We start from the raw sequence: 21,889 nt of genomic DNA, 5'->3' as shown, positions 1-21,889 counted from the left end.
CACGGAGGGGAGGCTTACCTAAATTCAGGCTGCCCTATCCAAAGTGAAGGTGGTCCGATGTTGCTCAACAATGGCCTGATCGGTCTCCGCGAGGGGCTCGAGGCGGCACTCGTCGTGAGCATCCTCGTCGCCTTTTTGGTCAAGACCGATCGAAAACACGCGCTCAAGTGGGTGTGGGCCGGCGTCGGCACCGCTGTCGCGCTGAGCGTCGGCTTCGGCGCGCTGATCACGTTCACCGCCGCGAACATGACGTTCGAGCAGCAGGAGCTGTTCGGCGGTGTCATGTCCATCATCGCGGTCGCGTTCGTCACCGGAATGATCTTCTGGATGCGCGCGACGGCCCGCACGATTGCGGCGGACCTCCGCGGAAAATTGGACGAAGCGTTGAACATCGGTCCACTCGCGGTAATCACCGTGTCCTTTTTGTCCGTTGGCCGCGAGGGCCTCGAAACGGCCGTGTTCTTCTACTCGAGCGTGCAGAGCGCGGGCGGCGGCACGACGGAACCGCTGATCGGGTTCCTCGCCGGCATCGCGGTGTCGATCGTGCTGGCCTGGCTGCTGTACGCGGGCGCGGTGCGGTTCAACCTCACCAAGTTCTTCACCATCACCGGCGCCCTGCTGGTCTTCGTCGCCGCGGGCGTGCTGTCCTACGGCATCCACGACCTGCAGGAGGCGGCGTTCCTGCCCGGCCTGCACAGCCTGGCGTTCGACGTCACCGACACGATCCCCGAGTCGTCCTGGTACGGCGCCCTGCTCAAGGGGATCTTCAACTACTCGCAGCAGACCTCGTGGCTGCAGGCGATCGCGTGGGTCACCTATGTCGCGATCGTGCTCCCCCTGTTCCTGATCCGGCCGCGTACGCGCGTCGCCGCAACCAACTGACACTGGAGAGACCCGTGCGCAAGGCACTCGTCATCATCGGTTCGCTCGCCCTGCTCTCGGCGTGCGGTGGCAATGCCAAGCAGGACGCGGGCGGCGCCATCGCGGTCGAGGCGACCGACGACGCCTGCAAGGTGGCGCGGACCAACGCGAACACCGGCAACGTCACGTTCGAGGTCACGAACAAGGGCACCAAGGTCACCGAGTTCTACCTCTATGCCGAGGGCGACCGCATCCTCGGCGAGGTCGAGAACATCGGCCCCGGCCTGAGCCGCAAGCTGATCGTCGAGGTCGGCGAGGCGGGCAGGTTCCAGACCGCCTGCAAGCCGGGCATGAAGGGCGACGGCATCCGCGGCGAGTTCACCGTCACCGGTGACGCCAAGAAGGCGACCGACGCCGACGCCCAGCTCGCCGAGGCCACCAAGAGCTACCAGCGCTACGTCAACTCGCAGGCCGACCAGCTGCTGGTGAAGACCGAGGAGTTCGTCAAGGCGGTCAAGGACAAGAAGGTCGACGACGCCAAGGCGCTGTTCCCGGTGTCGCGCATCTACTGGGAGCGCATCGAGCCCGTCGCGGAGAGCTTCGGCGACCTCGACCCGAAGATCGACGGCCGCGAGGACACGGTCGAGCCCGGCACCGAGTGGACCGGCTTCCACCGCCTGGAGAAGGATCTCTGGGTCGACGGGCTGAAGGACGACTCGGCCAAGGTCGCCGACCAGCTGCTGACCGACGTCAAGGACATCGTCGCCAAGGCGAAGGCGGTCGAGCTGAACCCGACGCAGCTCGCCAACGGCGCCAAGGAGCTGCTCGACGAGGTCGCCACCGGCAAGGTCACCGGTGAGGAGGACCGCTACTCGCACACCGACCTGTGGGACTTCCGGTCCAACGTGGACGGTTCACAGGCCGCGGTCGCCGCGCTGCGCCCGGTGATCAATGCCAAGGACCCCGCGCTCGCCAAGACGCTGGACGACAAGTTCAAGGCGGTCGACACCGCGCTGGAGAAGCACCGCAAGGGTGACGGTTTCAAGCTCTACAACGAGCTCACCCAGGACGAGGTCAAGGCGCTGGCCGAGGCCGTCGACGCGCTCGGCGAGCCGGTCAGCAAGGTTTCGGAAGTGGTGGCGGCCAAGTGACTGGATTACCGCGTAGGCGTTTGCTGGGTCTCGCGGGCGCCGGTGCGGCGCTCGCGGGCGCGGGTGCCGCGGTCGGCGCGTTCGCCGGCCGCCCCGACCCGGAGATCGAGAACCTCGCCGCGGCGCAGGTTCCGTTCCACGGTGACGTGCAGGCGGGCATCGTCACGCCCGCACAGGACCGCATGCACTTCGTGTCGCTGGACGTGAAGACGACCAAGCGCAGCGAGCTCGTGGACCTGTTGCGCGAGTGGACGAAGGCCGCCGAGCGGATGACCGCGGGCAAGGAGGCGCACGAGAACGGCGCCGTCGGCGGCATCCCGGACGCCCCGCCCAAGGACACGGGTGAGGCGCTGGATCTGCCTGCGTCGGCGCTGTCGCTGACCGTCGGCTTCGGGCCGTCGCTGTTCGACGACCGGTTCGGCGTCAAGGACCAACGCCCGGAGGCGTTGATCGACCTGCCGAACTTCCCGCTGGACCAGCTGGATCCCAAGCGCAGCAACGGTGACCTGTGCATCCAGGCGTGCGCGAACGACCCGCAGGTCGCCGTGCACGCGATCCGCAACCTGGTCCGGATCGGGTTCGGCGCGGTCTCGGTGCGCTGGTCGCAGCTCGGCTTCGGCCGCACCTCCTCGACGTCACGGTCGCAGGTGACGCCGCGCAACCTGTTCGGGTTCAAGGACGGCACGCGCAACATCAAGGCCGAGGACACCGACATGCTGCGCGAGCACGTGTGGGTGCGGAAGGGCGACGGCCCGGACTGGCTGACCGGCGGCACGTACCTGGTGTCGCGGCGCATCCGGATGCACATCGAGATCTGGGACCGCACCTCGTTGACCGAGCAGGAAGGCATCATCGGCCGCACCAAGGGCGAGGGCGCGCCGCTCGGGCAGGAGAAGGAGTTCGACGAGCCGGACCTGCACGTGCACGGCAAGGGCGGGCTGCCGCTCATCGGCGAGGTCGCGCACATCCGCCTCGCGTCGCCGGAGTCGTTGAACGGGGCCAGGATCCTGCGTCGCGGCTACAACTTCACCGACGGCAGCGACGGGCTCGGGCACCTCGACGCCGGGCTGTTCTTCATCGGCTTCAACCGGGACTCGCGCAAGCAGTTCGTGCCTATGCAGCAGGCCTTGTCCAGCAAGGACGAGATGATGGAGTACGTCGAGCACACCGGGTCGGGCCACTTCGCCGTGCCGCCCGGCGTGAAGCCCGGTGGGTACTGGGGCGACACGCTCTTCAAGTAACGCGCACACCACAGCGGGTCCCCGCGGTGCCGGGCGGAATCGGCATCGAAGGGACCCGCTGCGGTTTCTCAGGGTCGTGAGTGGTTCCCGTCGTCGGGGGAACGGAAAGCACTCACGACCCGGCACCAGCCTCTGACGCGGAAGGGGCTGGCGGCTCGGTCGGCTCCACGGCCGAAGGCGGCGGCGTGACGGACGACGGGTCCGGCGTCACCGACGGATCCGGAGTCGGCGTCGGCGTCTCGGACCGCGGCGTCGGCGGGGTCGTCGCGGGCGGCTCGGCCGACGGCGGCTCGGCCGGCAGCGAGGGCTCCGGCGGCAACGTCGGCAGGACGGACGACGTCGGCGCGGGCGGCGGAGGCTCCACAGTGGACGAGACGGTGCCGGGCGCGGTCGGCTGAGTCGGCTCGACGCTCGTCTCGTTCGGCGGCTTCGGCTTCGTCGTCTCGTTGCGGCCGGTCGGCTGCGAGCGCGTCGAGGTCTCGATGACCGTGACGGTCGCCGTGGCGGTGCTCGTCATGGTCACGCGGCTCGTCGCGGCGAGCAGCGCACCGCGCATGTCCTTGCGCTGCTGGGCCTCCACGACCACGGTCTCCGTGGCGGTGACCGGCCGGTCCAGCGGCTCGGTCCACCACTGACTGGTGTTCGTGGGCCGGGGCGTCGCCGGAGCGGCCCCGACGGGGCTGTCCTCCGGCGTGCCGGTCAACGCGATCAGCGCGAACATCCCGCCGAGTGCCAGAAACGGCACGATGACGACGGCTCCGAAACATCCGCGCCCGCTGCGCGGCTCATCACGATGACTCACTGCTCCCACCCCCGAACGACGATCAATTCCACTTGGTTGATCGTCCACAAGGAACGGTGCGTATCAGTTCTTTAGCCACACGACCGGGTGGTTACGGCAGCGGCGGCAACTCCGGAGGGTGAGCAGCCGGACGGGTTTCCAAGGCCTCCAAAACAAGGGAAACGGCCTTCTCCAGTTGCGGATCGCGCCCCGCGGCCCGGTCCTGGGGCGTAATCACCACCTCGACATCCGGGTCGACCCCATGGTTCTCCACTCCCCAGCCATGCCCGGCGAACCACGTCGCGTACCTCGGTTGGGTGACGAGAGTGCCGTCCACAAGGGTGTAGCGCATGTCGATGCCGATGACGCCGCCCCACGTCCGCGTGCCGACGACCGGTCCGAGGCCGAGCTCCTTGATGGCCACGTTGACGATGTCGCCGTCGGATCCGGCGAACTCGTCCGCGATCGCCACGACCGGGCCGCGCGGCGCGTCCGACGGGTAGCTGTCCGGCGCGGTGAACCCGCGCGCGACCGACCAGCCGAGCACGCGCCGGCCGAGCTTCTCGATGACCAGCTCGGACGTGTGCCCGCCGGCGTTCTCGCGCACGTCCAGCACGAGCCCCTCCTGCTGGACCTCCACCCGCAGGTCGCGGTGCAGCTGCGCCCAGCCGGCGCCCATCATGTCCGGAACGTGCAGGTAGCCGACCCGGCCACCGGACAGCTCGCGCACGCGGGCCCGCCGGTCGGCGACCCACGCGTGGTAACGCAACGGCCCCTCGTCGTCCAGCGGCACGACGACGACGCGCCGCGGTTCGCCACCCCCGCCGGGCCGCACGGTCAGCTCGACCGGCTTGCCCGCGGTGCCGACGAGCAACGGTCCCGGCCCGGCCAGGGTCTCGACCGGACGCCCGTCGACGGCCACCAGCGCGTCACCCGCGCGCACCGCCACACCGGGCGCGGCCAGCGGCGAACGGGCCGCCGGGTCCGAGGTCTCGCCTGGGATGACGCGCTTGACGCGCCACACGCCGTCGTCGTCACGGGTGATGTCCGCGCCGAGCAGGCCCTGCCGTTTCGCCGAGTCGGACCGGCCGCCGCGGCCGTAAACGTACGCGTGGGACGTGCCGAGCTCGCCCTGGACCTCCCACAGCAGGTCGACGAGGTCGTCGTGGCTGCCGAGCCGGTCGACCAGCGGCCGGTACCGGTCGAGCACGCCCACCCAGTCGACGCCGCCCATGTCCGTGCGCCAGAAGTGGTCGCGCATCAGCCGGCCGGCCTCGGCGTACGCCTGCCGCCACTGCTGACCGGGGTCGATGACGACGCGGATGCGGGAGAGGTCGATCTCGACGCAGTCGCTGGAGTCGTCGTCGACCTTGCTGTCCGTCGGCACCACCCGCAGGTCGTCGCGGTCGTCGACGATCATGCGCTGCCCGTCGCCGCTGACCGCGAACCCGTCGGCGCCGTCCGCGAGCACCTCGGCCTTCAGCTTGGTCAGGTCGAACCGCTCCAGCACCGTGCGCGGCGGCCGCGACTGCGGCGACGCGAGGTTGTCTCCGAGCACTCCGACCAACGGCCGGCGCAGCCACAGCAGGCCGCCCTTGGCCGCCCGCAACGACGCGTAGTGCGCGGCGGGCACCGGGATCGGCACCACGCGGTCGGCGAGGCCGTCGAGGTCGACCTTGGTGGCAGGCTTGCCGTCCTCGTCGTCCTTCTTGTCCTTGTCGTCGTCACCGCCGATCGCGCGCCCCTTGTGCAACGGGTCGAACGGCGACGGCGTGGTCGCGGCGAGCGGCACCAGGTGCGGGCGGCAGCCGGTCGGGAACGACAGGTCGAACACGTGCGCGTCGTACACCGGGTCGAAGCTGCGCACGCTCAGGAACGCCAGGAACTTGCCGTCCTCGGTGAACGACGGCGAGAAGTCCGTGAACCGCAGCGGCGTCACGTCCACAATGGACAAGTCGGTCGTGTTGACCATCCGGATGTGCCGCAACGGGTTCGGTCCCGGATGCGACCACGCGAGCCAGCTCGAGTCCGGCGAGAACGCGAGGTTGCTGACGTTGCCGTTGGCGCTGGACACGACCTCGCGCACCTCGCCGGACGACACCATGACGATCAGCAGCCGGCCGTCGTGCGTGGCGACCGCGACGCGGCTGCCGTCCGGCGACACGACGTGCGTGATCACGCGCCCCAGCTGCCCGACCGCGATGCGCCGCGGCGTGTTGCCGGGCTCGACGCCGCCGACGGGCGAGATCTCCAGCCCCTCCTCGCCCTCCACGTCGGTCACCCACACGACGTGGTCGGTCTCCCCCACCACGCGCGGCAGCCGGGCCCGCACGTCCGAGCGTTCGGTCAGCGCGCGGACGGGCCCATCCTTGTGCGTCACCCAGTGCACGGTCCCCTGCACCTCGACGGCGCTGGCGCGGCCGGTGTGGTCCGGGCAGATCGAGTCGACGTTGCCGTCCGCCTTGAGCCGCTTGGGCTGCCGGCCGGTGCGCGGCCCGCCGAGCCGGATGTCGAGCCTGCGCGTCTCGCCGTCGAGCAGCCAGAGCTCGCCTCCCTGCTGGTAGACGATCCGCTGCCCGTCCGTGCTGGCCGCGCGGGCGTAGAACTCGCCGGGCTCGGTCAGCCGCTGCAGACCGGATCCGTCGGGGTTGACGGAGTACACGCAGCCGACGCCCTCGTGATCGGACAGGAACGCGATACGCCCGTCGACCCACATCGGGCTCGTCAGCGACGACGTGAGGTCCTTGAGGATTCGTTCGAACTGGCCGTCGCCGGTGGCGTCGACCCACAACTTGCCCGCCGAGCCACCGCGGTACCGCTTCCACCACGCGGGGTCGTTGCCGTAGACGCTGGTGACGACCACCTGCCCGTCCGGCCCGTACCCGGCGTCGCCCACCCAGCCGTACGGCAGCACCTCGGACGGCCCGCCGTCGATCGGGACGGCGCGCGCCAGCCTGCGGTTCGTGTTCGCCTGCCCGGCGGCGCTCGTCACGAGCACCCGGCCGTCGGGCGTCCACCCACGCACGCCGGTGGTGTGGCTGCCCCAGTACGTCAGCCGCGTCGCGGGCCCGCCCTCGACCGGTGCCACGCGCACCTCGTACGCGCCGTCGACGCTGCTCGTCCACGCCAGCGTCGCGCCGTCCGGCGAGATCCGCGGGTTGCGCACGGGCACCTGGTCCGCGCTCACCCGCCACGCGCGGCCTCCGTCGAGCGGGGCTAGCCACACGTCGTCCTCGGCGACGAACGTAACGAGATCGCCGTGCAGATGCGGGAACCGTAGGTACGTCACGTGATCGACGTTAGCTGTTGTTGGTGAGGCACACGATCGAGTGGCGTTGTCTTTGTCTCGTTAACACTCACTGTGATCGCTCGATCACGTTGGTGGAGTTTCCACTCACCCAGGAATGGGAGCAAAGATGAGACGAAGATTCTCCGTCATCGCCGCTGTCGCAGGCGCTCTGCTGTTGCCCGCGCTCCCGGCACAAGCCGCCGAAGCCCCGATCATCGTGTGCTCGGGCGTGGTCACGACGACGTACGACCCGCCGCTCGGCAACACCTTCCGGGCGACGAACCGCACCACCACCGAGGAACTGCTCTGCGTGCCGACGTCCGGCATGCCGTTCACGGGCTCGCGCACGAGCGCGGTCCGCGGGACGTTCTCCTGCCCGATTCCCGCCGACTCCCCCACCCCGGAGTCCTACCGCTACAAGTGGGACAACGAGCACGCGCCCAACAGCACCGTCGTGAAGACCGTCGGCTACTCCGGTGAACGCATGAGCTCACGCACCGGGTCCGTCATCGGCGGGCGCTACAAGGGCTACAGCTACATCCAGGTGACCGACGCCGTCGCATCGTCCCCCTGCGACGGAACCACGCAGACCGCGCGGCGGTCCACCGTGACGTTCACCGCTCCGTAGCAGTCCAGAAGCGGCGCCAGTCCTCGGCTGAAAGGGACTCGATCCCTTCGGCGCGGGCCTTGGACTCGGCGTCGCGCACGTTGGCCACGAACCTCCGGCAGATCGCCCGCAGCTCGGTCTCGGGATCCTCACCCGCGAGCTTCGCCAAGGCGGCAACGGCGAACAGCGTCACCCCGGTGTCGTCACCCTCGGGCAACAGATCCACCGGGAAACCAGCTCGACGAACCCGTTGCACCAGCTTGGCCGCCAGCGCGACCGCGGGCTGACCGAGCGCCACACCGTCCACACTGGACTCACGCTTCTTCTCGACCTGCTTCAGCTCCTCCCAGCGGTGCTGCTGCGAGGTCGCGTCGTGCACGGCCGGGTCGTGGCCCTCGAAGACGTGCGGGTGCCGTCCGACGAGCTTCGCCACCAGGTCCGCGGACACGTCGTCGATGGAGAAAGCGTCCGAAGGGTGCTCCACGGCGATCCGCGAGTGGAAGAGCACCTGCAGGAGCACGTCACCGAGCTCCTCGCGCATCGCGCCACGGTCGCCGTCCTCGATGGCTTCCAGGAGCTCGTACGTCTCCTCGATCAGGTACTGGCGCAGCGACGAGTGGTCCTGCTCGGCGTCCCACGGGCAGCCGCCGGGCGACCGCAGCCGGTCCATCACCGCGGCCGCGTCGAGCAACCGCGAACCGGCGGGCTCGGGCGTGAAGATCACGACAGCACCCGGATACGCATCGGGCTCCGTCGTGAGCACCACGGAACCGTCGGGCAGCGAAGCGGGCGCCGGGCCGTCCACCCCGAGGGGTGCCCAGTAGTCCAGCGGCACGCCGGCCCCGGCGTAGACCGCCGAGGCCGAGCGCAACGCGGGCAGCGCCGCCGCAGGGAGAACGGCGTCGAGCCGTTCGCTCAGGACGACGACGGTGATCACGGTTTGGTGGACTTCCTGGCCACCGCGACGAAGCCGGACTTCTCCTCGCCGTTCGGCGCGACGGCCATCACGGCCGGGTCCCACTGGCCGAACCGCGGGTTGACCTCGACCTTCACCTCGTCCGCGATCAACTGGGTGATCCGCAGGCCGGTGTCGCCGAGCACGCGCGGGTTCAGCTCCTCGGCCGAGGCGCCGCTGCCGGCCTTGGCGTTGGTCTTGCGGTCCTGGATGTAGGCGACCATCCACTCGGCGTTCGCCGGGTCCGGCAGGAACGCGACGACCGTGCCCGGCTTCGTGCCGAACAGCAGCGTCGGGCCCTGCGACGGGGTCTCGGACGTGCGCACGACCTTGCCCAGCTCGGCCAGCCGGGCGCCCTCGGCGCTCGTCGGGGCGTCGCGCACGAACTCCTTCATCTTGTCCGGGTTCGACGCGACCTCCTTCGCCTTGGCGATCGCGTCGCGACCGTCCTTGGTGTAGAAGAAGTCGATCGTGACCTCGAGCCGGTCGATGTAGCGGCGGCCCAGCTCGGTCTGGATCAGCGTGTCCCGGACCAGGTCGCGGATCGTCGCCGGGTCGTGGATGTTGTTCTTGGAGGCCTCCTCGGCGCCGCCCGCGTTCTCCAGCGTCTTGGTCACCTCGGTCTCGTCGACCGTGATGCCCTCCTGCTGGGCGGCGCGCTTGAGCAGCTCGTGCCGGACGACGTCCGTCACGATGGCGCTCGCGACCTGCGCGAGCTTGCCCTGCTCCTGGAGCTTGCGCGCCTCGGGCTCGGTCTTCAGGACGGTGTCCAGCCGTTGCTGGACGACCTCCAGCGGGATCGACGTGTCGCCGATGATCACGGCGGAACCGGCCTGCGCGGGACCCGTGCCGCAGCCCGCGACAAGCAGGCCCACAGCAGCACCGAGCAGCGAGAAACGCTTCAGAACAGTGCTCACGGTCGCTAACCCTCTCACGCCACCGTGACCGGGCTCACGACGGCCTCCAAGAACTTCTGACACCAATCCAGGAGTTCCTGATCACGCAACTGGGGTGCGCCCATTCGGCCGCCCGCCGCTCCCTCCGTCGGCCTAGGCACGGTGATCGTGCCCATCGCGGCCTTGTAGACGGCCTTCGGGAACAGCCGGCGCATCCGCACCAGCTGCGAGTCCCGCAGCTCGATCTTCGCGAACCGGATGTTCTGCCCCATCGTGATCACCTCGGTGACCCCGTGCGCACGGCATGCCTGGCGGAACCGCGCCACACCGAGCAGCCGTTCGACCGGCTCGGGCGGCGTGCCGTAGCGGTCCTTGAGCTCGTCCCACACGGCCTGCAGCGCGGCGGCGTCCGGCGCGGCGGCGATCTTGCGGTACGCCTCCAGCCGCAGCCGCTCGCCCGGCACGTACTCGTGCGGGATGTGCGCGTCGACCGGCAGGTCCACCCGGACCTCGGCCATCTCCTCTTCCTCGGCGCTCTCCGCGCCGGCGTGCTTGCGGAACGCCTCGACGGCCTCGCCGACCAGCCGCACGTAGAGGTCGAACCCGACGCCCGCGATGTGGCCGGACTGCTCCGCGCCCAGGATGTTGCCCGCGCCGCGGATCTCCAGGTCCTTCATCGCGACCGCCATGCCCGCGCCCAGCTCGGTGTTCTGCGCGATCGTGGCGAGCCGGTCGTGCGCCGTCTCGGTGAGCGGCGCCTCCGGCGGGTACAGGAAGTACGCATACCCGCGTTCGCGGCCGCGGCCGACGCGACCGCGCAGCTGGTGCAGCTGCGCGAGGCCGAGCAGGTCGCCGCGTTCGACGATCAGCGTGTTGGCGTTGGAGATGTCCAGGCCGGTCTCGACGATCGTGGTGCAGACGAGCACGTCGTACTCGCGTTCCCAGAACCCCTGGATGAGGTGCTCGAGCTTGTCCTCGTTCATCTGGCCGTGCCCGGTGACGACCCTGGCCTCCGGCACGAGCTCGCGGATCCGCTTCGCCGCCCGCTCGATCGACGAGACCCGGTTGTGCACGTAGAAGACCTGGCCGTCGCGCATCAGCTCGCGCCGGATCGCCGCGCCCACCTGCTTGTCGTCGTACGCGCCGACGTAGGTGAGGATCGGGTGCCGCTCCTCGGGCGGGGTGAGGATCGTGGACATCTCGCGGATGCCCGCCAGCGACATCTCCAGCGTGCGCGGGATCGGCGTGGCGGACATGGTCAGCACGTCCACGTGCGTGCGCAGCGCCTTGATGTGTTCCTTGTGCTCGACGCCGAACCGCTGCTCCTCGTCGACGATCACGAGGCCCAGGTCCTTGTACCGCACGGTTTTCTGCAACAGGCGGTGCGTGCCGATGACGACGTCCACCTCGCCGTCCGCGAGGCCGGCGATCACCTGCTCCGACTCGGCGGGATCGGTGAACCGGCTGAGTCCCTTGACGTTCACCGGGAACGCGCGCATGCGCTCGGTGAACGTGTTCAGGTGCTGCTGCGCCAGCAGGGTCGTCGGCACGAGCACCGCGACCTGCTTGCCGTCCTGCACCGCCTTGAACGCCGCGCGGACCGCGATCTCCGTCTTGCCGTAGCCGACGTCACCGCAGATGACGCGGTCCATCGGCACGGACCGCTCCATGTCCGCCTTGACCTCGTCGATGGCGGCCATCTGGTCCTGCGTCTCGGTGAACGGGAACGCGTCCTCCAGCTCCCGCTGCCACGGGCTGTCGGGGGCGAACGCGTGGCCCGGCGCCGACTGACGGGCCGCGTACAGCTGCACCAGCTCGGCCGCGATCTGCTTGACCGCCTTGCGCGCCTTGGACTTCGTGTTCTTCCAGTCGCTGCCGCCGAGCTTGTTCAACGTCGGCAGCTCGCCGCCGACGTACCTGCTGATCTCGTCGAGCTGGTCCGTCGGCACGAACAACCGGTCACCGGGCTGACCACGCTTGGACGACGCGTATTCGAGCACGAGGTACTCGCGCGTCGCACCGGCGACCGTGCGTTGCACCATCTCGACGTACTTGCCGATGCCGTGCTGCTCGTGCACCACGAAGTCGCCGGCCTTGAGCGCCAGCGGGTCCACGGCGTTGCGCCGCTTCGACGGCATCCGCCGCATGTCCTTTGTGGACGTCCCGCCGCGGCCGCCGGTGAGGTCGGTCTCGGTGAGCACCACGAGCCCGAGGTCGGCGATGACGAACCCGTCCTCGAGCGCACCGCGCACGACCGTGACCACGCCCTGCTTCGGCGGGTCCTGCAGGTTCTCCACGAGCGTCGCGGGCACGTCGGCCTCGGCCAGCTGCTCCGCGGCGCGTTGCGCGGTACCGGCGCCGGGCACGACGAGCACCGCCGCGCCACCCGTCGCGGTGTGTGCGCGCAGGTCGGCGAACGCCCGGTCGATGTCGCCCTGGTAGGCCTCGACGGGCTTGTAGTCCAGCCGGACGACGTCCGCGTCCTCGGTGGTGAGCTGGCTGAGCGTCCACCACGGACGGTCCTTGTCGCGCGCGTTGTCCGCGACCTCGGCGAGGCTGCGGTACGCCGACGCACCGAGGTCGATCGGCGCCTTGCCCCCGCCCGCGGCGGCCATCCAGGACGCCTCGAGGAACTCCTGCCCGGTGCGCACCAGGTCGTGCGCCCGCGCGCGGATCTTCTCCGGGTCGGCGAGCAGCACGTGCGTCCCCTGCGGCACGACGTCCGTGAGCAGCTGCAGCTCACCGGGGCACAACGCGGGGATCAGCGCCTCCATGCCCTCCGACGGGATGCCGTTGGAGATCTTGTCGAGCATCTCGACGAGGTGCGCGTCGTTCGCGTGCTCCTCGACGAGCTGCGCCGCCCGGTCCTTCACCTGCTGGGTGAGCAGCAGCTCTCGGCACGGCGGCGCGACGAACTCGGACACCGGTTCGAGACTGCGCTGGTCCGCCACCGAGAACGCGCGGATCTCGCTGACCTCGTCGCCCCAGAACTCGACGCGCAGCGGGTGCTCGGCGGTCGGCGGGAAGATGTCGAGGATGCCGCCGCGCACCGCGAACTCACCGCGCTTCTCGACCATGTCGACGCGCGTGTAGGCGTTCTCGGTGAGGTTCTGGATCAGCTCCTCGAAGTCCTGCTCCTCGCCGGTCCTCAGGTGCACCGGCTTGAGGTCGCCCAGGCCCGGCGCCATCGGCTGGATGAGGCTGCGCACGGTCGTCACCACGACTCGCAGCGGCTTGCCTTCGGGGTGCCGCAGGCGGCGCAGGATCTGCAGCCGCGCACCGACCGTGTCCGCGCGCGGCGACAGCCGCTCGTGCGGCAGCGTCTCCCACGACGGGAACAGCGCCACCTGGTCCGGCCCGATCAGGTCCTTGACGACACTCGTCAGCTCTTCGGCCTCGCGACCGGTCGCGGTGACCGCGAGCACCGGCTTGACCGTGCTCAGCGCGGCCGTGACCAGCGGCCGCGCGGCGAGCGGGCCTTCCAGTTCGAGGGTGGGCACGCCGGCCTGGTCGATCAGGGCGCGGAGTGCTTTGTCGGACAGAACACCGGTGAGTAGGCCGAGCAGCGGCATCAAGATCCCCGTGGTGTGCGGAAACGCAGACAGACCCCTGCCTGGGACGAGGGGTCTCGGGACCCAGCGTATCTCGGTTGACCGGCGGCCGAGGCTTGAGTGGTGAACACGAGAGAGATCAGGGCCGACTACGACGATCGGTCAGTGGTGGTCTACCAGGCGTACTCGCCGCACATCGCGGAGCCGGCGCTGGACGCGCAACGGTTCGTGGCGCCGTTCAAGCTCGAGCGGATGACGTGGATCAAGCCGTCGTTCCTCTGGATGATGTACCGCTGCGGCTGGGGCCTGAAGGAGGGCCAGGAACGGGTGCTCGCGATCCGGATCCTGCGGTCCGGGTTCGACTGGGCCGTCGCCAACGCCGTGTCGTCACGCGTGGTCGGTGGCAACCCGGACGTGCGCGTGCAGTGGGACCCCGAACGCGACCTGCACCTGCGCCCTCAGCAGCACCGCGCGATCCAGATCGGGCTGCGTGGCGACGCCGTGCGGCGCTACGTGCACGACTGGACCGTGAGCATCACCGACGTGACCGGCCTCGCGCACGAGATCCACGGACTGGTGCGCGCCGGCGACCTCGAAGCGGCGGCCAAGCACCTCCCGGCCGAGCGGCCTTACGGAACCAATACGGCGCCGAGCGCGTACTTCTAGACATGCGGACTCTGGTGGCGGTGTCGTTGCTCGTGCTGGCCGGCTGCTCCTCCGCGGGCGGCTCGGCCCCGACGCAGCCACTACCCCCACCGTCGTCGTCGAACGCCACCGCCAAGTCGACCACCCTCAAGGTGGAGGAGGTCACCGGCGGCCTGGAGCACGGCTGGGACGTGGGCTTCCTCCCGGACGGCTCGATGCTGATCCCCGAACGCGTAGCCCGCTTCACCCTGGTCAGAGGTGGCCAGAAGACCAAAGTGGACGCGGACCTGAGCGACGTCGTCGTACGCGGCGAAGGCGGCCTGCTGGGCCTGGTAGTGCATCCGGACTTCGCCACGTCCGGCAAGTTCACCGCCTGCTACGACACGAGAACCGACATCCGCCTGGTGACGTTCAAACTCGACGGCACCAAGGCCACGAAGGTGAAGGACCTGCTCACCGGCCTGCCGGTCAACCCGAGCGGCCGCCACTCGGGCTGCCGGCCGACGCTGGCACCGGACGGCACGCTGCTGGTCGGCACCGGCGACACCGCCAGGGGCAACATCGCGCAGGACCGCACGAACCTCGGCGGCAAGCTGCTGCGCATCGACCTGAACACCGGCGAGGGCGTGCCCGGCAACCCGTTCGCGAGCTCGCAGAACGCCAACGAGCGGCGGATCTACACCTACGGCAACCGAAACATCCAGGGCGTCGCGCTGCGGCCAGGCACCGACCAAGTGTTCATGACCGAGCACGGCCCGGACGTCGACGACGAGGTCAACCTCGTCAAAGCCGGCGGCAACTACGGCTGGGACCCGTCGCAGGGCGGCACGGTGGGCGGGTACGACGAGAGCGTGCCGATGACCGACACCAAACGGTTCCCGGACGCGGTGCCCGCCGTCTGGTCGTCGGGCCGCCCGACCGAGGCGATCTGCGGCGCGGCGTTCTTCGACGGCATGCTGGCCGTGCCCGCGTTGAAGGGCTCGAAGCTGCTGGTGTTCAGCCTCGACGAACAGGGCAAGGTCACCGGGGTGACCATCCCCGACGAGCTCAACGACAAGTACGGGCGGCTCCGCGCCGCCCGCGCCGCTCCCGACGGCTCGCTCTACGTCACCAGTTCCAACGGCAACGACGACAAGCTGCTGCGCATCACTCGCGGGTAAGCTCGGCCAGACCGCGCAGGAACTGTTGCGGCTCACCGAGTTTCGCGAAGTAGGCGGCGTCCGCGTCCTCGACGTCCTTCATAGCGGCACCGACGAGCCGCTCTCCCGCCGCGGTCAGCGACAGCAGCCGGGCCCGGCTGTCCGCGGGATCCACGGACCGGGTGAGCAGTCCGCGATCCTCCAGTTTGCGCAGCACCTGCGACGTCATCATCGAGTCCGTCCCCGCCTGGGCCGCGAGCCGTTGCTGACTGGGTGAGCCGCCGTGGTTCTCCAGCCACCACAGGGAAGCCAGCAGCACGAACTGCACGTGCGTCAGGTCGTGCGGCGCCAGCGCGGCCCGCATCGCGCGCTGCCACGCCAGCGTCACCCGCCACAGCAGGAAACCCGGACTCTCCTCCGGCCCCTCGAACCGCGTCACGACGCCAAGGCTACGAGGGCCTCCATCGCCTCCGGCACATCCGATGTCACCATCGGGCCCATCTCCCGCGCCCCCGGCCCGGTGATCTCCACCCGGTGGGTGACCCGGACCCCGCCCGGCACCGGCTCGATCACGTGCCGGAACCGCAGCACCGCCCCGTTGAACAGCGTCTCGTCGGTGAACTCACGACCGGGATCGACCGACGTGAGCGTGAAGTCGATCGCCGGCTGACCGGGGATGGTCATCTTGCCGCTGACGCCCGCCTCGAAGGGCCCGTCCAATGTGACCTCGGAAAGCCCCTGGTCCCAAGAAGTCCACTGGGAGATATCGCTGTAGAGCGCCCACACGGCCGCGGCGGACACCGGGGCTTCGACGCTGTGCTCGAACTCGTAAGATGTCATGCACGCATACTATATGCGCGCATGACATCTTCCAAGATCTCTACGCGTGCCACTTCCCGGTCACGGTGTCGATGTACCAGCGGTCGTACCACTTCATCGACACGCTGGTGCCGGACACGGTCAGCGGCAGCCACACGTACGGCGAGGTGCCGAGACTCGAAGGCTGCCACCGGTCGCCCATGAACATGAACGTCGTACCGGCGGTTCCGGTCACCGGCAGCACGAACGTCGTCTGCGAGTTGTAGGTCTTGGATCCCTTGGGCGCGAACAACTTCCACGGCGCCCAGCCGCCCGACAGCGACGTCGACGAGGTGTACATGTTGTCGTTGGTGCGCCAGCCCGTGCGGTGCGAGCCGAGCACGTAGTAGCGGCCGTCGTGCTTGAAGATCGCGGGCGACTCGTAGTCCTCCAGCACGGACACGAGCTTGTCGATCTTCAAGTAGTCGGACGTCAGCTTGTACAGCCGCAGACCGCCGGCCGCCCGCGCCTCACCGAAGAAGTACGCGGAACCGTCGTCGTCGACGAAGAGCTGGATGTCGAGGCTGATGTTGCCCTGCGGCTTGAAGCTGCCGAGGTACTTGTACTGCCCGCACACAGAGGAACTGGTGGCCACGCCCACCTTGGTGATCGTGTGGCCGCCGTCGTCGACGTGCATCCACATCACGTACTGCTTGGTCGAGGCGTTGTAGATGACCTTCGGGCGTTCGATCACGCGCTTGGGCCCGAGGTCCCCGCTCGCCTGCCGGGTGAGCACGTTCGCCTCGAACTTCCAGTGCTGCAGGTCGGACGAGGAGTAGCAGGGCACGTTGCGGAACCACGCGTTGCCCTGGCTCGTGCCGGTCTTGTCCTCGCCGAACCAGTAGTAGGTGGACCCGACCTTGATCATGCCGCCGCCGTGCGCCTGGATCGGGTTGCCGGACGTGTCCTTCCACTGCACGCCGGGCGTGATCATCGCGTCCGCGGCTAGTGCGGGTGGGGCGAAGAAGCAGAGAAGTACCGCCAGCAGGGCCAGAAGTCGCACGACCGCCTCCAACGGGGGAAGGGCGGCGTGTAAACGTTTTCTACCGGGTCAGCGGCGGGTGCGCAATCGAGGCTTGTGGTCCATCGCGGACAGGCCCTTCCAGGCGAGGTTCACCAGGTGCGCGGCGACCTCGTCCTTCTTGGGCTTGCGGACCTCCAGCCACCACTGGCCGGTCAGCGCGACCATGCCCACCAGTGCCTGCGCGTACAGGGCGGCGAGCTTGCGGTCGTAGCCCTGGCGGGCGAAGTGCAGGCCCAGTATGTGCTCGACCTGCGAGGCGATGTCGTTGAGCAACGACGAGAACGTGCCACTGGACGAGGCGACCGGCGAGTCCCGCACGAGGATGCGGAACCCGTCGGTGGAGCCCTCGATGTAGTCCAGCAGCGCGATGGCGGCCTGTTCCAGCAGCTCGCGCGGATGCCCCCCGGACAGCGCGGAGACGATCTGGTCCATCAGCCGCTGCATCTCGCGGTCGACGCAGACCGCGTAGATGCCTTCCTTGCCACCGAAATGCTCGTATACGACAGGCTTCGAGACGCCGGCGCGGTGCGCGATCTCCTCGATCGAGGTGGCCTCGAACCCCTTCTCGGCGAAGAGGGCCCGGGCGACGTCAAGGAGTTGCTCCCGGCGTTCCTTACCCGTCATCCGGACCCTGGTCATCGAACTACCCTACAAAGGTCATTTCTTGACCGTGATCCTGGCCAGGCGCTGCTCGCTCGGCCAGCGCACGTTCGTCGCCCAGCCGAGCTTCTCGAAGATCCAGATCAGCCGCGCCGAGGTGTCGATCTGGCCGCGCTTCACGCCGTGCCGCGCGGAGGTCGGGTCGGCGTGGTGCAGGTTGTGCCACGACTCGCCGAAGGACAGGATCGCCAGCGCCCACACGTTGGCCGAACGGTCGCGCGCCGCGAACGGGCGGTCGCCGACCATGTGGCAGATCGAGTTCACCGACCACGTCACGTGGTGCAGGAACGCGACGCGGACCAGGCCCGCCCAGAAGAACGCCGTCACGCCACCCCAGAACGACCAGGTGATCAGTCCGCCGAGGATGCCCGGCAGGACGAGCGAGAGCGTGGTCCACAGGACGAAGAGCTTGTCGACCCACACGAGGTCCGGGTCGGCCATCAGGTCGGGCGCGAACCGCTTGTGGTTGGTCTTGTCGCGGTCGAACAGCCACCCCATGTGGGCGTGCCAGAAGCCCTTGGCGAGCGCCTTGGCGCCGGTGCCGAACAGCCACGGCGAGTGCGGGTCGCCCTCACGGTCGGAGAACGCGTGGTGGCGGCGGTGGTCGGCGACCCAGTCGATGACCGGGCCCTGCAGCGCCATGCTGCCCGCGATCGCCAGCGCGATCTTGAGCCCCCGCTTGGCCTTGAACGAGCCGTGCGTGAAGTACCGGTGGTAACCGATCGTCACGCCCAGGCCGGACAGGTAGTAGAAGGCGACGAAGAGGGCCACATCGACCCAGCCGAGTCCCCACCCCCAGGCAAAGGGAACTGCGGCCAACAGCGCGAGAAACGGAACGATGACGAAAACGTAGACGGAGATCTGCTCGGCGTTGCCGCGCTGTCCGTCGATCATCGGCTTCGGGCCCTGGTCGGTGGACCGGTCCATCGTCGTGGTCATACGGGTACCTCGGGGTTCGGGGGGATTGCCTACCTACGCAACCGTAACTTACGCGAGCGTAGGTTAGGCCACCCTTGTCCGCTAGACCCAGGCGTGAACTCACGGCCACTTCTCAGGAAACTGCAATGATTTCCGCATGAGGAAGCGGAAGATCGTGAGGATCGCGATCACCACCGTGCTGGCACTGATCGTGCTGGTCACGGCGGGCCTGGGGGTCATCGGCTGGTACTACAGCGGTGAGCTCCTCGTGCCGGAGGAAGTGCAGAAGACCTATCCCGAGACCGCGCTCGGCACGGACGGGAAGAACGTCGTCCTGGCGGAGTCGAAGCTCACCACGTTGCGCGGCACGTTCGGTCTGGTGTGGACCGGCGGCACCGCCAGGGTCGGCGACGTCGTCAAGACCGCGAACGGCCGCGTCGAACGGCCGCTGCTCGAGGGCTCGGCCCCGGCCGACGGCACCAGGGTCCGCATCGAGACCGACCTCTACGAGGGGGACCCGAAACAGGCGCTGGGCCTCGACTTCACCGAGGCGAAGATCCCGACCGAGCTCGGCGACGCGCCCGCGTGGCTCGTGCCCGCGGCGTCGACCACGTGGGTGATCACCGTCCACGGCCGGGGGGCCTCGCGCGAGGAGGCGCTGCGCGTCATCCCACAGCTGCATGATGCGGGGCTACCCGTTCTGGCCATCACTTATCGCAACGACGCCGGTGCGCCGAAGTCGCCGGACGGGCTCTACCACCTCGGCGACACCGAGTGGCGCGATGTTGAGTCCGCGATCCGCTACGCGCAGGGCCAGGGCGCCCAGAAGGTGATCCTCTACGGCTGGTCGATGGGCGGCGCGATCGTCGGCCAGACGCTCGGCCAGTCCGCGCTGGCCGCTTCGGTGGTCGGGGTGGTGCTCGACTCTCCGGTGACGAACTGGTCGATGACACTCGACCTGCAGGCCGAGAACCGCGGCGTGCCCGTGTTCCTCACCCCGGTGGCCGAGCTGGTGTCCGGCTGGCGGGCGGGCATCGAGTTCGGCCGGTTCGACCTGGTCGAGCATCCGCCGATCCTGAAGCCGCCGACGCTGCTGTTCCACGGCACCGCGGATGGAACCGTGCCCACGCAGTCGTCCCGGAATCTGGCGACCGCGGCGGGACGGCTCAACTGGCCGATGCAGTACGTCGAGATCCCCGGCGCCGACCACACTTCGGGATGGAACGTCGCCACCGAGACCTACAAGAGCGCTCTCGCCGACTTCCTGACCAGAACGACCACCACCGGCCCCTAGGACGGCACCCGCGCCGACCACATTTCGGGAAAGAACTTGGCCAGGGACACCCGCAAGAGCGCTCTCGCCGAGTTGCTGACCAGGACGACTAGCGCAGGGTCGTGACCCCGCTACGTTGCGGAAGGCCGCCAGTTGAGTGGTCCCGCGACACGTTGACCATTACTCATGACAACATGTGTGACGCACGGGCGAGCGACCCTCGCCCGTTCCGCCATGGTGTAAAGGCAGCACCTCGGATTTTGGTTCCGATGGTCCAGGTTCGAATCCTGGTGGCGGAGCAGGAGCCCAGCTTGGGAGGTGTGACGCTGCCCGAGGAAACGGTCGACGAGCAGGGCAACGTGGACCACCGGCTGCACGAGATGTCGGACGCGTGGTTGGTCGGCCGCGCGAGCGAACTCGTCGCCGTGGCCCAGAGCAGCCACCTCCAGGGGCAGCTGGAAGCCACCGCGGAGATCGACGACATCCTCGAGGAGGCGCAGAGCCGCGGTGAGCCGCGGATCGTCGCGCAGCTGCTCCGGGCGGCCGCGATCGTGCGCCTCGTCACACCCGGCCTGACCGACATGGCCGACCCGCAGCTCGACGAGCTGCTCACCCACAGCCGCAGGCACGGGCTGCTCGTGCTGGAGGCCGACGCGCGGGCGTTGCGCGGCAGGCGGTTCCTCCTCGGCAACGCCGAGGACAAGGCGCTGACCGAGGTCGCGGCCGGGCTCGCGATGCTCGACGAGGACATCTCGCCGGACCCGGTGATCGACAAGCGCACGTGGGACCAGCTGCTGGCGAGCGCGTTGCAGGACACCGCGCTCGTGCTCACCCAGCTCGGCGTCTACGAGCTCGCCGACGAGGTTTTGGCCCGCGCGCACAACGCGCTGTGGGAGAGCGGCCAGCCGCACCAGATCTTCGTGCACCTGCTCAACCGCACCCGGCTCACCATCGGGTGGGGTCTGCGGCTGGAGCGGGTCGACGAGTACGACAAGGCGCAGGCCCAGTTCAACACCGCCGCGGGGCTCGCCGAGGCCGCCGAGGTGCCGTTCCGGCAGTCGCTGCACCCCGGACGGCGCGACCTCACCGCCGCCGAGCAGGTGCCGATCCTGGGCGCCGCGCAGGCGCTGGCCACGCCGTCCGGTGGCCACCTCGACCGGCTGTGGTCGTTGCGCGGGCTGTCGATGTACGCCCGCGAGCTGATCATCGTGGCGATCGCGATCGCGCGGTGCCTGGTGATCGAGAAGCGCGAGGACGACGCGTTGAAGGTCCTCGGCGACACGCTCACGCAGATGGAGCACGACACGTCCGAGCCGACGCTGCTGCTCTCGCTCGAACGGGAGTACGCGCGGATGTCCGGGCCGCACACGGCCAGCGCGCTGCAGTCGTACAACTCGGCGCTGGAGGCGGAGCTGTGGCAGATGCGCGAGTCGCGCGTGGCCACGTTGAACACCCGCCGCGAGCACGAGCGCCTCACGCGGGCGCACGGCGCGATCGCGCAGCAGGCGATGCAGGACCCGCTCACGGGGCTGCCGAACCGGCGCGCGCTGGACGAGAAGATGGCCGAGCTGATCAGCGGCCAGACCTATCCGCTGTCGATCGCGCTGGTCGACCTCGACGGGTTCAAGGGCGTGAACGACCGGCACTCGCATGCCGAAGGTGACGACGTCCTCAGGGTGATTGCGAGCACACTTCGCCAGGCGTTGCGGGGCGACGACATGGTCGCCAGGTACGGCGGTGACGAGTTCGTCGTACTCCTTCCGGGTGCTCCTCTCACCGCGGCGGAGGCCGCTCTGGGCCGTGCGGTGGACGCCGTCGCGAACCTGCCACTCGACCTCTCACGTGGGGTGACGCTGTCCGTCGGCGTTATTTCCATCCGGCCGAGGGAATCCGCCAACCAGGCCCTGTCAAGGGCCGACTCGGCGATGTACGTGGCCAAACGTCAGGGCGGGTGCCAGGTCGCCGCCGTGGCGGGAGATGCGGACACGGAGGCTTAGGCTGGTCGTCGCACGTCGACAACCAGCCTGTTAGGGAGAGCAT

General features: G+C 69.2%; 18 protein-coding genes and 1 tRNA gene. 9 read left to right on the top strand and 10 right to left on the bottom strand.

Annotation, left to right across the window (positions count from 1 at the left end; translation table 11 throughout):
- Positions 1-57 precede the first annotated feature (57 nt).
- From efeU to efeB, 3 genes are read left to right on the top strand one after another with little or no spacing between them, the layout of a single operon-like run.
- The gene (gene efeU, locus QSK35_RS33300; RefSeq protein WP_285751619.1) at positions 58-882 is read left to right on the top strand and encodes an iron uptake transporter permease EfeU; all 825 of its coding nucleotides are present in this window, start codon (positions 58-60) and stop codon (positions 880-882) included.
- Positions 883-896: 14 nt separating this feature from the next.
- Positions 897-2,012: an iron uptake system protein EfeO gene (efeO, locus tag QSK35_RS33295; protein WP_285751618.1), complete on the top strand. Its 1,116-nt coding sequence runs from the start codon at positions 897-899 to the stop codon at positions 2,010-2,012.
- Positions 2,009-3,253, top strand: coding sequence for an iron uptake transporter deferrochelatase/peroxidase subunit (efeB, locus tag QSK35_RS33290; protein WP_285751617.1), 1,245 nt, complete (start codon positions 2,009-2,011; stop codon positions 3,251-3,253). Before efeO ends, efeB begins: the two co-directional genes overlap by 4 nt.
- A 112-nt stretch (positions 3,254-3,365) precedes the next feature.
- Here the strand turns inward: efeB and QSK35_RS33285 are convergent, their stop codons facing one another.
- Together QSK35_RS33285 and QSK35_RS33280 are read right to left on the bottom strand one after the other, a co-directional pair.
- Positions 3,366-4,055, bottom strand: a complete 690-nt coding sequence (locus QSK35_RS33285; RefSeq protein ID WP_285751616.1) for a hypothetical protein — start codon at positions 4,053-4,055, stop codon at positions 3,366-3,368.
- Between the two features lie 91 nt (positions 4,056-4,146).
- Entirely contained in the window at positions 4,147-7,323 is a 3,177-nt protein-coding gene (locus QSK35_RS33280; RefSeq protein ID WP_285751615.1) for a S41 family peptidase, read from the bottom strand.
- 127 nt (positions 7,324-7,450) lie between these two features.
- Between QSK35_RS33280 and QSK35_RS33275 the strand changes: the two genes are divergently transcribed.
- Entirely contained in the window at positions 7,451-7,951 is a 501-nt protein-coding gene (locus tag QSK35_RS33275) for a hypothetical protein (RefSeq protein ID WP_285751614.1), read from the top strand.
- Here QSK35_RS33275 and QSK35_RS33270 read toward each other — a convergent pair.
- From QSK35_RS33270 to mfd, 3 genes are read right to left on the bottom strand one after another with little or no spacing between them, the layout of a single operon-like run.
- Positions 7,938-8,867, bottom strand: a complete 930-nt coding sequence (locus tag QSK35_RS33270) for a nucleoside triphosphate pyrophosphohydrolase (protein ID WP_285751613.1) — start codon at positions 8,865-8,867, stop codon at positions 7,938-7,940. The two genes, QSK35_RS33275 and QSK35_RS33270, sit on opposite strands and share 14 nt — an antisense overlap.
- Positions 8,864-9,802, bottom strand: a complete 939-nt coding sequence (locus QSK35_RS33265) for a hypothetical protein (protein WP_285751612.1) — start codon at positions 9,800-9,802, stop codon at positions 8,864-8,866. Before QSK35_RS33265 ends, QSK35_RS33270 begins: the two co-directional genes overlap by 4 nt.
- Before the next feature lie 14 nt (positions 9,803-9,816).
- Positions 9,817-13,353: a transcription-repair coupling factor gene (mfd, locus tag QSK35_RS33260; RefSeq protein ID WP_285751611.1), complete on the bottom strand. Its 3,537-nt coding sequence runs from the start codon at positions 13,351-13,353 to the stop codon at positions 9,817-9,819.
- A 102-nt stretch (positions 13,354-13,455) separates the two neighbouring features.
- On the opposite strand from mfd, the gene QSK35_RS33255 reads away from it, so the two are divergent.
- Positions 13,456-13,998, top strand: coding sequence for a DUF4291 domain-containing protein (locus tag QSK35_RS33255; protein ID WP_285751610.1), 543 nt, complete (start codon positions 13,456-13,458; stop codon positions 13,996-13,998).
- A 2-nt stretch (positions 13,999-14,000) separates the two neighbouring features.
- Entirely contained in the window at positions 14,001-15,137 is a 1,137-nt protein-coding gene (locus QSK35_RS33250) for a PQQ-dependent sugar dehydrogenase (protein ID WP_285751609.1), read from the top strand.
- Here QSK35_RS33250 and QSK35_RS33245 read toward each other — a convergent pair.
- The 5 genes from QSK35_RS33245 to QSK35_RS33225 are packed head-to-tail and all read right to left on the bottom strand — an operon-like array spanning position 15,124 to position 18,597.
- Positions 15,124-15,555, bottom strand: a complete 432-nt coding sequence (locus QSK35_RS33245; protein ID WP_285751608.1) for a MarR family winged helix-turn-helix transcriptional regulator — start codon at positions 15,553-15,555, stop codon at positions 15,124-15,126. The genes QSK35_RS33250 and QSK35_RS33245 overlap by 14 nt on opposite strands.
- Entirely contained in the window at positions 15,552-15,956 is a 405-nt protein-coding gene (locus tag QSK35_RS33240) for an SRPBCC family protein (RefSeq protein ID WP_285751607.1), read from the bottom strand. The genes QSK35_RS33245 and QSK35_RS33240 overlap by 4 nt, the downstream gene beginning before the upstream one ends.
- A gap of 40 nt (positions 15,957-15,996) precedes the next feature.
- The gene (locus tag QSK35_RS33235; protein WP_285751606.1) at positions 15,997-16,977 is read right to left on the bottom strand and encodes a family 43 glycosylhydrolase; all 981 of its coding nucleotides are present in this window, start codon (positions 16,975-16,977) and stop codon (positions 15,997-15,999) included.
- A gap of 48 nt (positions 16,978-17,025) precedes the next feature.
- The gene (locus QSK35_RS33230) at positions 17,026-17,622 is read right to left on the bottom strand and encodes a TetR/AcrR family transcriptional regulator (protein WP_285751660.1); all 597 of its coding nucleotides are present in this window, start codon (positions 17,620-17,622) and stop codon (positions 17,026-17,028) included.
- A gap of 33 nt (positions 17,623-17,655) precedes the next feature.
- Positions 17,656-18,597 (bottom strand): acyl-CoA desaturase, encoded by a 942-nt coding sequence (locus QSK35_RS33225; RefSeq protein ID WP_285751605.1) that lies wholly within the window; start codon positions 18,595-18,597, stop codon positions 17,656-17,658.
- Positions 18,598-18,733: 136 nt separating this feature from the next.
- Here QSK35_RS33225 and QSK35_RS33220 point away from each other — a divergent pair, with 136 nt between their 5' ends.
- From QSK35_RS33220 to QSK35_RS33210, 3 genes are all read left to right on the top strand, one after another.
- Complete coding sequence (locus QSK35_RS33220; RefSeq protein ID WP_285751604.1) at positions 18,734-19,870, top strand: alpha/beta hydrolase family protein; 1,137 nt, start codon at positions 18,734-18,736, stop codon at positions 19,868-19,870.
- A gap of 207 nt (positions 19,871-20,077) precedes the next feature.
- Positions 20,078-20,148: transfer RNA gene (locus QSK35_RS33215), tRNA-Gln, on the top strand.
- Positions 20,119-21,846, top strand: coding sequence for a GGDEF domain-containing protein (locus QSK35_RS33210; RefSeq protein ID WP_285751603.1), 1,728 nt, complete (start codon positions 20,119-20,121; stop codon positions 21,844-21,846). The genes QSK35_RS33215 and QSK35_RS33210 overlap by 30 nt, the downstream gene beginning before the upstream one ends.
- The last annotated feature ends 43 nt before the right edge of the window (positions 21,847-21,889 follow it).

Origin of the sequence: Lentzea sp. NBRC 105346, from assembly GCF_030269605.1 — a bacterium.
GTDB lineage: Bacteria > Actinomycetota > Actinomycetes > Mycobacteriales > Pseudonocardiaceae > Lentzea.
The sequence above is the reverse complement of the archived record's forward strand: the minus strand, read 5'-3'. Positions and strand labels throughout refer to the sequence as shown.

Bases quoted from the DNA above. Each gene is read 5' to 3' on its own strand.
- efeU (WP_285751619.1), top strand. From the start codon at position 58: ATGTTGCTCAACAATGGCCTGATCGGTCTCCGCGAGGGGCTCGAGGCG.
- QSK35_RS33275 (WP_285751614.1), top strand. From the start codon at position 7,451: ATGAGACGAAGATTCTCCGTCATCGCCGCTGTCGCAGGCGCTCTGCTG.
- mfd (WP_285751611.1), bottom strand. From the start codon at position 13,353: ATGCCGCTGCTCGGCCTACTCACCGGTGTTCTGTCCGACAAAGCACTC.
- QSK35_RS33250 (WP_285751609.1), top strand. From the start codon at position 14,001: ATGCGGACTCTGGTGGCGGTGTCGTTGCTCGTGCTGGCCGGCTGCTCC.
- QSK35_RS33240 (WP_285751607.1), bottom strand. From the start codon at position 15,956: ATGACATCTTACGAGTTCGAGCACAGCGTCGAAGCCCCGGTGTCCGCC.
- QSK35_RS33230 (WP_285751660.1), bottom strand. From the start codon at position 17,622: ATGACGGGTAAGGAACGCCGGGAGCAACTCCTTGACGTCGCCCGGGCC.
- QSK35_RS33225 (WP_285751605.1), bottom strand. From the start codon at position 18,597: ATGACCACGACGATGGACCGGTCCACCGACCAGGGCCCGAAGCCGATG.
- QSK35_RS33220 (WP_285751604.1), top strand. From the start codon at position 18,734: ATGAGGAAGCGGAAGATCGTGAGGATCGCGATCACCACCGTGCTGGCA.
- QSK35_RS33210 (WP_285751603.1), top strand. From the start codon at position 20,119: ATGGTCCAGGTTCGAATCCTGGTGGCGGAGCAGGAGCCCAGCTTGGGA.